Source organism: Mycobacterium sp. MFM001 (assembly GCF_003402475.1).
GTDB lineage: Bacteria > Actinomycetota > Actinomycetes > Mycobacteriales > Mycobacteriaceae > Mycobacterium.
The window spans coordinates 26,897-42,354 of the sequence record NZ_BFAB01000015.1 but is presented as its reverse complement, the minus strand read 5'-3'; the positions used below and the strand labels follow the sequence as shown (position 1 = coordinate 42,354).

14 protein-coding genes are annotated in these 15,458 nt (G+C 65.1%); 13 read left to right on the top strand and 1 reads right to left on the bottom strand.

The window, feature by feature from the left end; genetic code table 11:
• Both MFM001_RS20920 and MFM001_RS20915 read left to right on the top strand, forming a co-directional pair.
• Positions 1-783 carry an SDR family NAD(P)-dependent oxidoreductase gene (locus MFM001_RS20920; protein ID WP_116377241.1) on the top strand — a complete coding sequence of 261 codons (783 nt, stop codon included), beginning with the start codon at positions 1-3 and terminating at the stop codon, positions 781-783.
• On the top strand, positions 780-1,646 hold the full coding sequence (locus MFM001_RS20915) for an alpha/beta fold hydrolase (protein ID WP_116377184.1): 867 nt from the start codon (positions 780-782) through the stop codon (positions 1,644-1,646). Before MFM001_RS20920 ends, MFM001_RS20915 begins: the two co-directional genes overlap by 4 nt.
• Here MFM001_RS20915 and MFM001_RS20910 read toward each other — a convergent pair.
• Entirely contained in the window at positions 1,643-3,088 is a 1,446-nt protein-coding gene (locus MFM001_RS20910; protein ID WP_116377240.1) for an LCP family protein, read from the bottom strand. The two genes, MFM001_RS20915 and MFM001_RS20910, sit on opposite strands and share 4 nt — an antisense overlap.
• Positions 3,089-3,500: 412 nt before the next feature.
• On the opposite strand from MFM001_RS20910, the gene MFM001_RS20905 reads away from it, so the two are divergent.
• The 11 genes from MFM001_RS20905 to MFM001_RS20855 all read left to right on the top strand — a co-directional run bounded on the left by MFM001_RS20905 (position 3,501) and on the right by MFM001_RS20855 (position 15,409).
• Entirely contained in the window at positions 3,501-3,818 is a 318-nt protein-coding gene (locus tag MFM001_RS20905; RefSeq protein ID WP_116377239.1) for a hypothetical protein, read from the top strand.
• Positions 3,819-3,999: 181 nt separating this feature from the next.
• The gene (locus MFM001_RS20900) at positions 4,000-4,671 is read left to right on the top strand and encodes a TetR/AcrR family transcriptional regulator (RefSeq protein ID WP_116377183.1); all 672 of its coding nucleotides are present in this window, start codon (positions 4,000-4,002) and stop codon (positions 4,669-4,671) included.
• Positions 4,672-5,072: 401 nt separating this feature from the next.
• Positions 5,073-5,852 (top strand): MlaE family ABC transporter permease, encoded by a 780-nt coding sequence (locus MFM001_RS20895; protein WP_371685593.1) that lies wholly within the window; start codon positions 5,073-5,075, stop codon positions 5,850-5,852.
• A 1-nt stretch (position 5,853) separates the two neighbouring features.
• Positions 5,854-6,723, top strand: a complete 870-nt coding sequence (locus MFM001_RS20890; RefSeq protein WP_116377181.1) for an ABC transporter permease — start codon at positions 5,854-5,856, stop codon at positions 6,721-6,723.
• Between the two features lie 5 nt (positions 6,724-6,728).
• The gene (locus tag MFM001_RS20885; RefSeq protein WP_116377238.1) at positions 6,729-8,042 is read left to right on the top strand and encodes an MCE family protein; all 1,314 of its coding nucleotides are present in this window, start codon (positions 6,729-6,731) and stop codon (positions 8,040-8,042) included.
• Positions 8,039-9,079, top strand: a complete 1,041-nt coding sequence (locus MFM001_RS20880) for a virulence factor Mce family protein (RefSeq protein ID WP_116377180.1) — start codon at positions 8,039-8,041, stop codon at positions 9,077-9,079. Before MFM001_RS20885 ends, MFM001_RS20880 begins: the two co-directional genes overlap by 4 nt.
• Positions 9,076-10,635 (top strand): virulence factor Mce family protein, encoded by a 1,560-nt coding sequence (locus MFM001_RS20875; RefSeq protein ID WP_116377179.1) that lies wholly within the window; start codon positions 9,076-9,078, stop codon positions 10,633-10,635. Before MFM001_RS20880 ends, MFM001_RS20875 begins: the two co-directional genes overlap by 4 nt.
• The gene (locus MFM001_RS20870; protein ID WP_116377178.1) at positions 10,632-12,197 is read left to right on the top strand and encodes a virulence factor Mce family protein; all 1,566 of its coding nucleotides are present in this window, start codon (positions 10,632-10,634) and stop codon (positions 12,195-12,197) included. The genes MFM001_RS20875 and MFM001_RS20870 overlap by 4 nt, the downstream gene beginning before the upstream one ends.
• A complete protein-coding gene (locus MFM001_RS20865; RefSeq protein ID WP_116377177.1) occupies positions 12,194-13,327 on the top strand; it encodes a virulence factor Mce family protein in 1,134 nt (377 codons plus the stop codon). The genes MFM001_RS20870 and MFM001_RS20865 overlap by 4 nt, the downstream gene beginning before the upstream one ends.
• Positions 13,321-14,871 (top strand): MCE family protein, encoded by a 1,551-nt coding sequence (locus MFM001_RS20860; protein WP_116377176.1) that lies wholly within the window; start codon positions 13,321-13,323, stop codon positions 14,869-14,871. The genes MFM001_RS20865 and MFM001_RS20860 overlap by 7 nt, the downstream gene beginning before the upstream one ends.
• Positions 14,872-14,956: 85 nt before the next feature.
• On the top strand, positions 14,957-15,409 hold the full coding sequence (locus MFM001_RS20855) for a universal stress protein (RefSeq protein WP_116377175.1): 453 nt from the start codon (positions 14,957-14,959) through the stop codon (positions 15,407-15,409).
• Positions 15,410-15,458: the final 49 nt, after the last annotated feature.

The window sequence follows — 15,458 nt, the reverse complement described above, 5'->3', positions numbered from 1 at the left end:
ATGAAGCGTCTAGAAGGTAACCGCATCCTCGTGACCGGCGCCGGTTCGGGTATCGGGCAGGCCACCGCGCTGCGCCTGCTCGACGAGGGCGCCACTGTCGTCGCCGCCGACATCTCTGCGGACGGATTGGCCAAGACCCGGGCCGAGGCCGGCAGCAATGGGCGCCTCAGCACACTCGAGATGGACATCGGCGATGAGGAGTCGGTGGTCGATGGTGTGCGGTCGGCCGTCGACACATTGGGCGGCCTGGATTCGTTGGTCAACTCCGCCGGGATCTTGCGCGCCGCCCACACCCACCAACTGAGTCTCGACGACTGGAATCAGATCATCGGCGTCAACCTCACGGGGACGTTTTTGGTGGTGCGCGAGGCGCTGCCGGCGCTGCTGACCAACCCCCGAAGCGCCATTGTCAACTTCAGTTCGACGTCGGCGTCGTTCGCGCACCCCTACATGGCGGCCTATGCGGCCAGTAAGGGCGGCGTCCAGTCGTTCACCCACGCGCTGGCCCTCGAATACGCCAAGCAAGGCCTGCGCGCGGTGTGCGTGGCACCCGGCAGCATCAAATCCGGAATCACCGATGCCACAGCGGGTTACCTTCCTCCGGACAGCGATTGGTCGCTGTTGGCCAAACTGTCGCCGATCATGCCCACCACGCTGGAATCGAGTGGCGCGCCAATGGCCAGCCCCGACGCCGTCGCCGGCGTCATCGCCATGCTGGTCTCCGACGACGGCGCGTTCATCACCGGCACCGAGATCCGCATCGATGGCGGGACGCACGCGTGACGATCACGTACGAAGAAACACTAAGCGAAATCGCCACCGAGCCAGGCGTTCTGCGTTATCACGAAGCCGGCGACGGTCCGCCGCTGCTGCTACTGCACGGCTCCGGGCCGGGGGTGACGGGCTGGCGCAACTTCCGCGGCGTGCTCGACGCATTCTCGGAGTCCTTCCGTTGCCTGGTGCTGGAATTCCCGGGCTTCGGCGTCAGCGACGACTTCGGCGGGCACCCGATGATCACCGCGTTCGACGCGGTGGTGCGCTTTGTCGATGCGCTCGAACTCGACACCGTCGACATCATCGGCAACTCGATGGGCGGCGGTGTCGCGCTCAACTTCGCGATGGCCCACCCCGACCGGGTGCGCCGACTGGTGACCATCGGCGGCATCGGCCGCAACGTGTTCAGTCCCGGTCCGGCCGAAGGCATTCGGCTGTTGCAGGAGTTCACCGAAGAGCCCAGCCGCGAACGGCTGATCCGCTGGCTGCACTCGATGGTGTACGACCCGGCGGTGGTGACCGACGAGCTGATCGAGGAGCGGTGGAACCACGCCACCGATCCGGCGACCCTGGCCGGCGCGCGCCGGATGTACAGCCGCGAAGCGTTCGAGCAGATGACCAAGGCCATGGAGTCGTCCAAGGGCCCGCAGCCGTGGGCGATGATGCACCGCGTCAAGGCGCCGACGCTGATCACCTGGGGCCGCGACGACCGGGTCAGCCCGCTGGACATGGCGCTGATCCCGATGCGCACCCTACCGAACGCCGAACTGCACGTGTTCCCCAACTGCGGGCACTGGACGATGATCGAGGCCCGGGAAGCCTTCCAGAGCGTGGTGCTGGCGTTCTTGTTGCGTAAGGCGTCTGGCGCTTAGTTGACGCAGGGCACGCCGCCGCCGTCGATCGGGGCGCCCTGGTCCGGGGTGGGCTCGGTGCTGCTGGTGGAGGTGTGCGAGCCGTGGTACGAGCCGGCCACCGTCGACGCCGTGGACGTTTCCTCTTGCGACGGGACGGAGTAGTCGTCGCCGACGAAGACTTGAACCTTGTCGGCGCTTAGCGCGGAGTCGCTGTGATCGGCGACGTCGATGCCCAGCAGTGCGGCGATGGCCTGCGCTTCGGATTTGGCACCGGAGCCGTAGTCGACGGTGGTCGAGCTCGGCTCGCCATACTCGCGGTCGCGTACCGTGCCGGCGGTATACCCCTTCTGGCTGAGCGTCTTTGACACCTTGGTGGCGAGCCCGGAGGTGCTGCTGGCATTGACCACGTCGACGACGGTGGACGGGTTGGGCGCCGTGGTTGTCGTGGTGGTGGGCGCGCTGGTGCCGAACGCGGTCGCGACCTCAGCCTTGATCGCCTTGGGGTCGACGATGTTGACGTCTTGGCCGTCGATGTTGTCGTAACGGACTACCGGCAGCGTCCGGTACTCGACGTTGCCGCCGGCAAGCGCGCCCATTCGGCGGAACAGGTTTTCGTCCCAACCCGCCGACAGCACAACGTCTTTGCGCGCGACCGACATCAAGCCCTTGAGCTTGCTCAAGTCGGTGAACGTGCCCGAATCCTGGAGCTGATGCATGACCGACGACAGGAACGCCTGCTGGCGGTGAGTGCGGTCCAGGTCGCCGTTCTCCAAACCGTGGCGCTGCCGCACGAACGCCAATGCCTGTTCGGCGTCCAGCGTCTGACGGCCGGCGGGGAAGTCAGCCCCCGAATATGAGTCGTACACAGCGTGTTTCAGACACACCTGGACGCCGCCCAGGCTTTCGGTCAGGTCGTAGAAGCCGGCCAGGTTGACCTCGGCGAAGTAGTCGATCGGGACACCGGTCAGGTTTCGCACCGCCCGCAGAGTCGCCGAGCGGCCGGCCTCGCGGCCTTTCGTCTCAAGTTCCTTCTGACTGCTCACGCCCTTGTCCATGAGCTTCTGCTCGGTGTAGGCCTTCGTCAGCCCGTACGCTTCCTTGATCTTGATGTGGTTGTAGCCCGGCACGCCGCTGAACGGCACATAGTCGTCGCGGGGGATCGAGAAGGCGGCGACTTTGTCGTCGGCGCCCACGTGCACCAGGATCAGGGTGTTGGTGTTGTAGCCGCCGTCTTCCGAGTCGCCGGCGTGCAGATGCTTCAGCACCGCCCACGGCAGCTCGTCGCCGTCCTGGTCTTTGCGGGAGTCGAGACCGATCAGCAGGATGTTCATCGCGCCGCCGCTGGAATGCGGGTCTTCCGAACGCAGTGCTTCCGAAACGGTGATGCCGCCCAGCACGCCGTGCGCCATCCACCAGCCGGCACCGGTCGCGGCCACCGCCAGCACCGCAACCAGCGCCATGCCGCCGCGGGCCAGCCGTCGGCGGATCTGCCATGGTTTCGCACGACGGTGCTTGCCGCCGGATCGGTTCACCACAATCTCGACTCTGTCGGGAAGCGCCGCGCCTGCCCCCCGACGGCAACTTGCGGCGACAACATCTACTACTTGACGTTCTAGTATGCCGGAGCTTGCCCGAAAGTGCCTCGCCAAGGTGTCTGACCAGGCAGACTTTGGCAAATCGGCCAGTGAAGTGAGACCAGACGATGCATGCCGTTGCGATGGGAATGAGTTTGGCGACGGTAGCGGGCGGCGCAGTGATCATCACGTCCGCGCCGGGAGGCCGATGCGGTTGCCTGCCTGGTCAACGGTCCCTGATCTGTGGGACCGCCACCTAAGAATCCCGGGGGATAACCCCGTGAAGGGAGTCTGGCAGATGTTGAACACCGTTACGGTCCACAACAACCGGGTGTCTGAGCAGCACGCAGCCGATGCCGAGTTACTCAAGGACTCGGGCGTGCACAAGCTCGTCGTCGCAGACCGCGACGGCAACTGCCTGGCGTTCGTATTAGCTTGGGACAGCTTCGAATACGACGCCGAAACCGACACCTACGTATGCGTCGCCGACGCTGATGGCGGCGAGCTCATGACGATGTATGCCGCCGGGGAAATCAAGGCAGCACCCGGCGCGAACATGTATGTCGTGACGGCGCCGGATCGGCCGGCTGGCCGCAGGGCATTACGCCCCTGTTGACCCCGCGGGTCACCAGGTAAGCGCCAAGAGGCTAATCCCCGAAGCCGGCTCGCGCCCATCCGCAGCCGCTTCTGACGTGCATTTTCGATGCCGTCTTGCCGGATCCGGCGACTCGGAGGTTACTCGCGCGGCGAAAGTATGATAGACCGGTCGTACGGTTAGTTTGCCCCGAAGGGTCGAGATGCCCAGATCACCTGGCAGACGCAGCGAGATCCTGGATGCGTTTGTCCGCTACGTCGCCGAACGTGGCTATGAGAGAACGAATATCGGTGACATCGCCGACGAGCTCGGCATGTCCAAGGGCACCATCGTTCATCACTTCGGGACAAAAGCGCAGATGCTGCGGGAGCTCGAAGAAACCCGGTTGGCCCGTCAGCTCGACGTGCTGCGGCTGGTATGGGACCGTCTGGCCGCGCCGCACGAACGCCTCGCCGCGATCATTTACGCCTCCACCCTGCTGCAGGTGATTGCGCGCGATGCGACGGTGGCCAGCCAGCGCGAAGTGCTTCAGCTGTCAGATGATCCGGCGATGCAGCAGGTACGCAAGTCGCGCCGGCAGTTGCAAGCGTTGACGATTGACGAAATCCACAAAGGCGTGAAGAGCGGACTGTTCCGAAACGTGGACGTCGAACTGGCAGCACTCCAGCTGTGGGGATCGCTGGAGTGGATGTGGGTGTGGTTCGACCCCGCCGGTTCCCGGACCGCCGAAGGAGTCGGGGCCGCTTTCGTCGACGTTTTCCTCGGCGGCCTGCTCCTCGACCGCTTGGGGCTCGGCAAGTGGGCAGACCCTTCCACGGAGGTCGTCTCAGTGGTGCGCGAATGCCTTACTGCCGTAACCGGTGTGACGGATTGACCGCCTGACCGCCCTAGTGGCATATGACCGTACGTGTAGTCGGTATCTGAGGCCTGGGCCGACGTGGTCCGTGGAACCCGTGATCTCGCTAAAAGCCTGGTAAACACGGCAAAGGCGCGGGTGATCCTGCGATTGACCAGAGCAAGCCCCAGCCAGTTCTCAAGCTGATTATTGACTGACCGTACGGTCTGATGCCATAGTTGCGATGTGGCACACACGAGGGCGACATGGATTCAGGGCGCGGCCGCCGAAACTGCCCGCCGGGAATGTGACACCGTGTCAGGCCGCAGAGCCCGTCAAGAACCGTTGCGCCGCACTGTGAATCCAAGACGCTGGAGCCCTCCCGCATTCGCGGAAAGCTCGAAATACCTTCTGGTGCACCGCCGATGACTACCGCGGATATGGTCGCCGGCAAGATAGTCAACCGAATCCGGCCCGGAGCCGAAGTGATCGGCGGGTTCTTCCGGATGTGCGTGCTGACCGGCAAAGCCCTGATGAGGCCATTCGAATGGCGCGAATTCATCTGGAACGGCTGGTTTCTCATGCGGGTATCGCTGTTGCCGACCATCGCGGTGTCCATCCCGGAAACCGTGCTGCTGATCTTCACGCTCAACGTCCTGCTGGCCGAGTTCGGCGCGGCCGACGTTTCCGGCGCCGGCGCCGCGATCGGCGCGGTCACCCAGCTCGGCCCGATCGTGACGGTGCTCGTGGTCGCCGGCGCCGGTGCCACCGCCATCTGCGCCGACCTCGGCGCCCGCACCATCCGCGAAGAGATCGACGCAATGGAAGTGCTCGGCATCGAGCCGATCCAGCGGCTGGTGGTGCCCCGCGTCGTCGCCTCGATTGTGGTCGCCGTTTTGCTCAACGGCCTGGTGGTCGCCGTCGGCCTGGGGGGCGGCTACCTGTTCAGCGTGTACCTGCAGAACGTCTCGAGCGGTGCTTACCTCTCCACACTGACGGCGCTCACCGGCCTGCCCGAGGTGGTGATCGCGAATGTCAAGGCGGCGATGTTCGGCCTGATCGCCGGGTTGGTCGGCTGCTACCGGGGCCTGGTCGTCCGCGGCGGGTCCAAAGGGCTGGGCACGGCCGTCAACGAGACGGTGGTGTTGTGCTTCATCGCCTTGTTCGCGGTCAACGCGGCGCTGACGACCATCGGTGTCCGCTTCGGAACAGGACGCTGACATGTCGACCGCCGTCGCACCGCTTACTCGCTTCCCGCAGGCGGCGGCCATCTTTCGCCGATACCGCCGCGCCCCCGCGCACCAACTGACCGAGCTCGGCCAGATCGTCTGGTTCGCCCTGACCGCCGTCGGGCAAATCCCCTTCGCCCTGCAGCGTTACCGGCGAGAGTTGCTGCGCCTGATTGCCCAGATGGGCATGGGTACCGGCGCCATGGCGGTGGTCGGTGGCACCGCCGCGATCGTCGGCTTCATCACCCTGTCCGCCGGTTCGCTGGTGGCCATCCAGGGCTTCGCGTCCCTGGGCAACATCGGTGTCGAGGCATTCACCGGATTTCTGGCCGCCATGGTCAACGTGCGGTTCGTGGCGCCGGTGGCCGCCGGTCAGGCACTGGCCGCCACGGTCGGCGCCGGCGCCACCGCCGAACTGGGCGCCATGCGCATCAGCGAGGAGATCGACGCGCTGGAGGTGATGAGCGTCAGGTCGATCGCCTATCTGGTGTCCACTCGGGTGGTGGCGGGCTTCGTCGTCATCATCCCGCTCTACGGGCTGGCGATAACCCTGGCCTTCCTGTCCGCACAGGTCACCACGGTCTTGTTCTACGGGCAGTCCATCGGCACCTACGACCACTACTTCCACACGTTCCTGCGCCCCAACGACGTCGCGTGGTCGTTCGCCGAGGTGATCCTGGTCGCGCTGGTCGTGATGACCACCCACTGCTACTACGGCTACACCGCCAGCGGCGGGCCGGTCGGCGTCGGCGAAGCGGTCGGCCGGTCGATGCGGCTGTCGCTGATCACGATCGTCGTCGTGGTCGTGCTGACCGCCATGTCGGTCTACGGCAAAAACCCGAACTTCAATCTCACGGTGTAGTCGTGATGGCGACATACATCCAAGGCAAGCTCAACAAGCCTCGCATCCCCCCGTACAAGACCGCGGCCGTGGTCTTTTTGTTGGTCGCCGCGATGGTGTTGGCGTTCGTGTGGCTGCAGTTTCGCGGCCTGCTCACCCCGAAGACCACGTTGACCATGGTGGCTCCCCGAGCCGGTCTGGTGATGGATCCTGGCTCCAAGGTCACCTACAACGGCGTGGAAATCGGTCGGGTGTCCCGTATTTCGGAGGTCCAGCGGGACGGCGAGCCGGCGGCCCAATTCGCCATGGATGTGAATCCCAAATACATCCGGCTGATTCCGGCCAACGTGACCGCCAACATCAGGGCGACCACGGTCTTCGGCAACAAGTACGTGTCGCTGACATCGCCCAAACACCCTGTGACACAGCGCATCACGGAACAGCACGTGATCGATGCAAGGTCGGTGACGACGGAGTTCAACACACTGTTCGAGACGCTCACCTCGATCACGGAGAAGGTGGACCCGGTCAAGGTGAACTTGACGTTGTCCGCGGCCGCAGAGGCGCTGAACGGGTTGGGCGAGCGGTTCGGGCAGTCGATCGTCAACGCCAACGCCATCCTCGACGACGTCAATCCGCGAATGCCCCAGCTGCGCCACGACATTGCGCAGCTGGCGACGCTTGGCGACACGTACGCCAATGCCGCACCGGATCTGTTCGACGCCCTCAACAATGCGGTGGTCACGGCGCGCACGCTGCACCGGCAGGAAGCGGACCTCGATGCCACCTTGCTGGCCGCGGCCGGGGTGGGCAACACGGGCCAGGACATCGTCGCCCGCGGCGGCCCCTACCTGCAACAGGGGATCGCGGATCTGGTGCCCACCGCCGAGCTCCTCGACACCTACAGCCCCGAGCTCTTCTGCATGATCCGCAATTACCACGACGCCGAACCCAGGACCTATGAGACGACAGGTGGCGGCAATGGCTATGCGCTGAAAACCATGACCGAGTTGATGTCGGGCCTGGGAGGCATCCTGACTCTCCCGGGGCTCTTCGGCGCAGCGGCCACCATGGGGGCGCTGGGGCTCGCGGGGTTGGTAGGCGGCGCGCCGAATCCTTATGTCTACCCGGACAACCTGCCGCGAGTGAACGCCCGCGGTGGCCCGGGCGGCGCGCCGGGTTGCTGGCAGCCCATCACGCGGGATCTGTGGCCGGCGCCGTGGCTGGTGATGGACAGCGGAGCCAGCCTTGCGCCCTACAACCACGTCGAAACCGGTTCGCCGTACGCAATCGAGTACGTCTGGGGCCGCCAAGTGGGGGACAACACGATCAACCCATGAAAATCACCGGCAACGCAATCAAACTCGGCATCGTCTCGCTGGTGCTGTTGCTGATCACTGTGTCGATCATCGTGGTGTTCGGCCAGATGCGCTTCAACCGCACCAACAGCTACACCGCGGAGTTCAGCAACGCCAGCGGGCTGCGCAACGGTCAGTTCGTCCGGGCCTACGGCGTGGAGATCGGGAAGGTCAAGAAAGTCCGGCTGGTCGAGGGTGGCACGCGGGTGCGAGTGGACTTCGACGTCGACCGCGAGGTGCCGCTGTATCAGTCCACGACAGCACAAATTCGCTATCTCAACTTGATCGGTGACCGCTACGTGGAGATCAAACGCGGTGAGGGCGAGGGCGCGAACCGGGTCTTGCCCGCCGGCGGATTCATCCCGCTGTCACGAACGTCGCCGGCGCTCGATCTCGACGCTCTGATCGGCGGTTTCAAGCCGCTGTTCCGAGCGCTGGATCCGGAGAAGGTCAACACCATCGCGTCGGCCATCATCACCGTGTTCCAGGGGCAGGGCGGCACCATCAACAACATCTTGGACCAAACCGCCCAAGCCACTTCGCATATCGCGCAGCGAGACCAGGCGCTCGGCGAGGTGATCAAGAACCTGAACATCGTGCTCGACACCACCGTGCGGCACCGCAAGGAGTTCGACCAGACCGTCGACAACCTCGAGAAACTGATCACCGGGCTGCGCAACCACGCCGACCCGCTGGCCGCCGGCACCGCCCACATCAGTGACGCCGCGGGCACGATCGCAGACCTGCTGGCCGACAACCGCGCCCTGCTGCACAAGGAGATCGACTATGTGCAGACTCTTCAGCAGCCACTGATCGACCAAAGTGATCAGCTGAGCGATCTGATCCACAACTGGCCGATCGCGCTCAAACTGATCGGACGAAGCATCGGCCTCTACGGAGACTGGGTCAACTTCTACGTGTGCGACGTCACGATCAACTGGAACGGACTGCAACCCGGCGGCCCGGTCCGCACGGTCAGGATCTGGCAGCAGCCCACCGGCAGGTGCACGCCGCAATGAGAACACTGACCGAATTCAACCGCTTCCGTGCCGGGCTCACGGGCCTGGTCGTGCTGGCGCTGATAGTCGTTGTGGGACAAAGCTTCACCAGCGTCCCGATGCTGTTCGCCAGCCCCAGCTACTACGGACAGTTCGCCAACACCGGTCAACTGAACAAGAACGACAAGGTGCGCATCAGCGGCGTGGATGTCGGCACGGTGCAAGGGCTCAAGATCGACGGCGACCACGTCGTGATCGAGTTCTCGATCGGTGCCAACACCATCGGCACCGATAGCCGGCTGGCGATCAAGACCGACACCATCCTGGGTAAGAAAGTGCTCGAGATCGAGCCGCGGGGAGCCGAAACATTAAAGCCTGGAAGCGTTTTACCGCTGGGCCAAAGCACTACCCCGTACCAGATCTACGACGCTGTCTTCGACGTCACCAAGGCCGCCGCCGGCTGGGATGTCGACACCGTCAAGCGGTCGCTGAACGTCTTGTCGCAGACCATCGACCAGACCTACTCGCACCTGAGCCCTGCCCTCGACGGCCTGACCAAACTCTCCGACGCCATCGGCAAACGCGACGAAGAAGTCAAACATCTGCTCGCGCAAGCCAACAAAGTGGCCAGCGTGCTCGGCGACCGCAGCGAGCAGGTCAACCGGCTGCTCGTCAACGCCAAGACGCTGCTGGCCGCGTTCAACGAACGCGGGCGCGCCATCGACGCGCTACTGGGCAACATTTCCGCGTTCTCCCGTCAGGTGCAAGGCTTCATCAACGACAACCCGAATCTGAACACCGTGCTGGAGCAGCTGCGCACCCTCAGCGACGTGCTGGTGGCGCGCAAGGACGACCTTGCCGACGGCCTCAAGACTGTCGGCCAATTCGCTGCATCGTTAGGAGAATCCGTCGCGTCGGGCCCGTACTTCAAGATCGTGCTGGCCAATCTGCTGCCGTACTGGATCTTGCAGCCCTGGGTGGACGCCGCGTTCAAGAAGCGCGGCATCGATCCCGAACACTTCTGGGAGACTGCGGGATTGCCTGCGTTCCGGTTCCCCGACCCCAACGGCACCCGATTCCCCAACGGCGCCCCGCCGCCCGCGCCGCCGGTGCTCGAGGGTACACCGGATCACCCGGGACCGGCCGTTCCGCCGGGATCGGCCTGTTCCTACACCCCGCCACCCGACGCGCTGCCGCGGCCGTGGAACCCGTTGCCGTGCGCGGGCGTCGACGTTGGTCCATTCGGAGGCAGTTTCCCGGCGCCGATCGATGTCCAGACGTCACCGCCGAACCCGAACGGTCTGCCACCGACGCCGGGCATCCCGATCGCAGGGCGGCCGGGCGACGCGCCTCCGGCAGTGCCGGGTACACCAGTTCCGTTGCCTGCCAACGCCCCACCGGGAGCGCGTACCGAGAACCTGCAGCCGGCAGGTCCGACCCCGCCGCCGTCGACGTTCGCGCCGGGGTTACCGCCGGGACCGCCCGCCCGCCCGGGGCCGGGGGAGCAGTTGCCGGCCCCCTTCATCACGCCCGGTGGGACCGGAGGCAGCGGCAGCACGGGAGGTAGCCAGAATTGAGCAACATCTTCCGGACCCGCAACGTGCGGATGGCATCGGTGATCACCGCAACGCTTGCCGCCGTGGTGATCCTGGCTGTCGGCTTCGCCGGTCTGCGGCTGTATCACAAGTTGACCAACAACACCGTCGTCGCCTACTTCCCGGAGGCCAATGCGCTCTATTCCGGGGACAAGGTCCAGATCATGGGGATCCGCGTCGGCTCAGTCGACAAGATCGAGGCCGCCGGCGACAAGATGAAAGTGACCTTTCACTACAGCAACAAATACAAAGTGCCCGCAGACGCGTCCGCGGTGATCGTGAACCCCACCGTGGTGGCGTCGCGCAGCATCCAGTTGGAGCCCCCCTACAAAGGTGGCCCGGTGCTGGCCGACAACGCGGTGATCCCGATCGAGCGCACCGCGGTGCCGACGGAGTGGGACCAACTGCGCAACAGCGTCGCCAACATCATCGACAAGCTCGGGCCGACACCCGAGCAGCCCAAGGGACCCTTCGGGGAACTCATCGAGTCGTCCGCCGACGGGTTGGCCGGCAAGGGCAAGCAGATCAACACCACGCTGGAGAGTCTGTCGCGGTCGCTGAGCGCGCTGAACCAGGGTCGGGGCGACTTCTTCGCGGTGGCACGCAGTCTCGCGATGTTCGTCAACGCCCTGCACAAAGATGATCGGCAGTTCGTCGCGTTGAACAACAACCTGGCGCAGTTCACCGACCGGCTGACCGGCTCCGACCGGGATCTGGGCAATGCCATACAACAGTTCGACGGTCTGCTCTCCACACTGCGCCCGTTCCTGGCCAAGAACCGTGAAGTGCTTGCGCACGACCTCGACAACCTCGCCAACCTGACCACCACGCTGGTCCAGCCCGAGCCGCTGAATGGTTTGGAGACCGGCCTGCACGTGCTGCCGACACTGCAAGCGAACTTGGGTGGGATTTACCACCCGTCGCACGGCGCGGTCATGTCCATTCCGGCGATTCCGAACTTCACCAACCCAATGCAGTTCATTTGCAGCATGATTCAAGCTGGTAGTCGGCTCGGTTATCAGGATTCCGCCGAGCTGTGCGCGCAGTACCTGGCGCCCATTCTGGATGCGATCAAGTTCAACTACCTGCCGTTCGGTCTCAACCTGTTCAGCACCGCGGAGACGCTGCCCAAGGAAGTAGCCTATTCCGAGCCGCGCCTGCAGCCGCCGCCGGGATACAAGGACACCACGGTGCCCGGGATCTGGGTGCCCGATACGCCGTTGTCGCACCGCAATACTCAGCCCGGCTGGGTTGTGGCGCCGGGGATGCAGGGCGTTCAGGTGGGCCCGGTCACGGCGAGCCTGCTCACCCCTGAATCGCTGGCCGAACTGATGGGCGGACCCGACGCGCCGCCGCCGCCGTCAGGATTGCAAACCCCGCCGGGGCCGCCGAACGCGTATGACGAGTATCCGGTGGTGCCACCGATCGGCTTGCAGGCCCCGCAGGTGCCGGTACCACCGCCGCCGCCGGCACCGGGAGTGGTGCCCGGGCCGGTCGCGCCGGCGCCTGACGCGGCGCCGCTACCCGCGGAGGCCGGCTCATGAGGCGCGGGTTGGCGGTGTTGGCGGCTGCCGTCGCACTGACGTCGTGTGCGAATTGGCATGGTATTGCGAATGTTCCGATGCCCGGCGGACCGGGCACCGGAGCCGGTGCCTATACCATCTATGTGCAGATGCCCGACACGCTGGCCCTCAACGACAACAGCCGGGTGCGGGTAGCGGATGTCTTCGTCGGCACGGTCCGCGCGATCAAACTGAAGAACTGGGTCGCCACGCTGACGCTGGGCCTGAACAAAAACGTCAAGCTACCCAAAAACGCCACCGCCAAGATTGGGCAGACCAGCCTCCTGGGCTCTCAGCATGTGGAGTTGGCCGCGCCGCCCAACCCGTCGCAGGAGCTGCTGAAAGACGGCGACACGATTCCGCTGAAGAATTCGTCGGCGTACCCCACCACCGAACAGACGTTGGCCAGTATCGCGATCATCTTGCGTGGCGGTCACATCCCGAATCTCGAAGTGCTGCAGGACGAGGTCTACAACATTGTCAACGGGCGGGCCGATCAGATCCGTGCGTTCCTCAGCAAGCTGGATACCTTCACGGCTCGGCTCAACGAGCAACGAGAGGACATCACCCGCGCGATCGATTCCACCAACCGGCTGTTGGCATACGTGGGCTCCCGCTCGGATGTCCTGGACCGGGCCCTCACCGAATTCCCGCCGCTGGTCAAGCATTTCGCCGACAAACAGAACCTGTTGATCAACGCCGTCGACTCGGTGGGGCGGCTCAGCGAGCTTACCGACCAGTACTTGTCGCCATCGAGGGGCAACCTGCACCGGGATTTGGTGTCGCTGCAGTGCCCGTTGCGGGAACTCGGCCGTGGCTCACCGTATTTGATCCGCGCACTCAAATTGATTCTCGCCCAGCCGTTCGACGTCGACTCCGTGCCCAAGTCATTCCGCGGCGACTACTTCAACTTGTCGCTGACGGCTGACCTGACCCTCAGCGCTGTCGACAATGCGATGCTCACCGGGACCGGATTCTCCGGAGCGCTGCGAGCACTCGAGCAATCGTGGGGCCGTGACCCCGAGACGATGATCCCCGACGTGCGTTACACGTCCAACCCGAACGATGCTCCGGGCGGGCCTCTGGTCGAAAGGGCCGATCGGCAATGCTGACTCGCTTCGAGAGGCGCCAGCTGATCCTGTTCGGCATCGTGACCGTGATCATGGCCGTGGTGCTGGGCGGCTACTACCTTCGGCTTCCCAGCGTGGTGGGAATCGGTCAGTACACGCTCAAGGCGGACCTGCCCGCGTCGGGCGGTCTGTATCCCACGGCCAACGTGACATACCGCGGCCAAACCATCGGCAAGGTCACTGCCGTCAAGCCGACCGAGACCGGCGTCCAAGCGACGATGAGTATCGCCAGCCGGTACAAGATTCCGGTCGATGCGACGGCCAACGTGCATTCGGTGTCGGCGGTCGGTGAGCAGTATCTGGATTTGGTGTCGGCAGGCAACGCGGGCAAGTACTTCGCGCCGGGACAGACCATCACCGAGGGCAGCGTGCCCACGGAGATCGGGCCGGCGCTGGACGCCGCCAACCGCGGGCTGGCGGTGTTGCCCAAGGACAAGATCGCGGTGTTGCTCGACGAGACGGCCCAAGCCGTCGGCGGGTTGGGGCCCGCGCTGCAACGCCTGGTCGACGCGACCCAGGCGATTGCCGGCGACTTCAAGACCAATCTCGGCGATATCGACGACATCATCGAGAATTCCGCGCCAATCCTTGACAGCCAAGTCGATTCGGGCGGCGCGATCGAGCGCTGGTCGCACAACCTCGACGTGCTGGCGGCGCAGGCCGCAAAAAACGACCCGCATGTGCAGAGCATCCTGACCCAAGGGCCGCCCACCGCGGATCAGGTCGACGCGGTGTTCAACGACGTCCGCGACACACTTCCGCAGACACTGGCGAACGTCGAAATCGTGCTCGACATGGTCAAGCGTTACCACAAGAACGTCGAGCAACTGCTGGTGGCTTATCCGCAGGGCGCCGCGGCCGCCCAGACAGTGACGACGGCGTTCCCGGGCTACGCTTCGCTGGACAACGCGGTGACGATCAATCAGCCCCCGCCGTGTCTGACCGGATTTCTCCCACCGTCTCAGTGGCGGTCTCCGGCGGACACCAGCCCTGCGCCGCTGCCGTCGGGAACATATTGCAAGATCCCGCAGGACACTCCGGCCAACGCGGTGCGCGGGGCGCGCAACATTCCGTGTGTCGATGTTCCCGGCAAGCGCGCCGCGACGCCACGCGAGTGCCGTGATCCCAAACCGTATGTGCCGCTGGGGACTAACCCGTGGTACGGCGACCCCAACCAGATCCTCAACTGCCCGGCGCCGGGGGCACGCTGCGACCAACCGGTCAACCCGGGTCAGGTGATACCCGCGCCGTCGGTGAACAACGGTCTCAATCCCGCGCCGGCGGACAAGGTGAGCGGAACGCCGCCGCCCGTCAGCGATCCGCTGCAGCGGCCCGGGGCGGGGACCGTGGAGTGCAACGGTCAGCAGCCGAACCCCTGCGTCTACATCCCCAGCTGGCCGCCCACGGCGGTCTACAGTCCGCAGAGCGGTGAGCTGACCGGGCCCGACGGCGTCAAGTACGCGGTCGACAATTCGACCAAGACAGGAGACGAGGGATGGAAGTCGATGCTGGCACCGGGCCGCTGAGCGCGTTTCGCGGAATGGTGCTGCCCGCCCGCGTGGGGGCGTTACTGTCTGCGATGGGGACTAGCCAACAGGGCGGGGAGGGCGCATGACTGCCTATCAGACCGTGGTGGTCGGTACGGACGGCTCGCAGTCGTCGCTGCGGGCGGTCGAGCGTGCGGCCCGGATTGCCGCCGAGTCGAACGCGAAGCTGATCATTGCGACCGGGTACCTGCCCCACGAGGACGACAAGCGCGCCGCCGACATCCTCGGCGACGAGGCCTACAAGGTGCGCGGCAACGCCCCGATCTATTCGATCCTGCGCGACGCCCGCGACCGGGCCAAGGCGGCCGGGGCGACGAACATCGAAGAGCGGCCGATTCAGGGTGCCGCTGTAGAAGCACTGGTTGACGCTGCCGGGGCGGCTAACGCCGATCTGCTGGTAGTCGGCAATGTGGGACTCGACGCCCGATCCGCGATCATCGGGCGCGTGTTCTCGATCCCCGGCAGCGTCGCCAGCAAGGCCAAGGTTGACGTGCTGATCGTGCACACCACGGGCTGACCCGGCTGAGGCCTGCGGGCCCCGTCGTAGAATCGTCCTGGCTCATTGA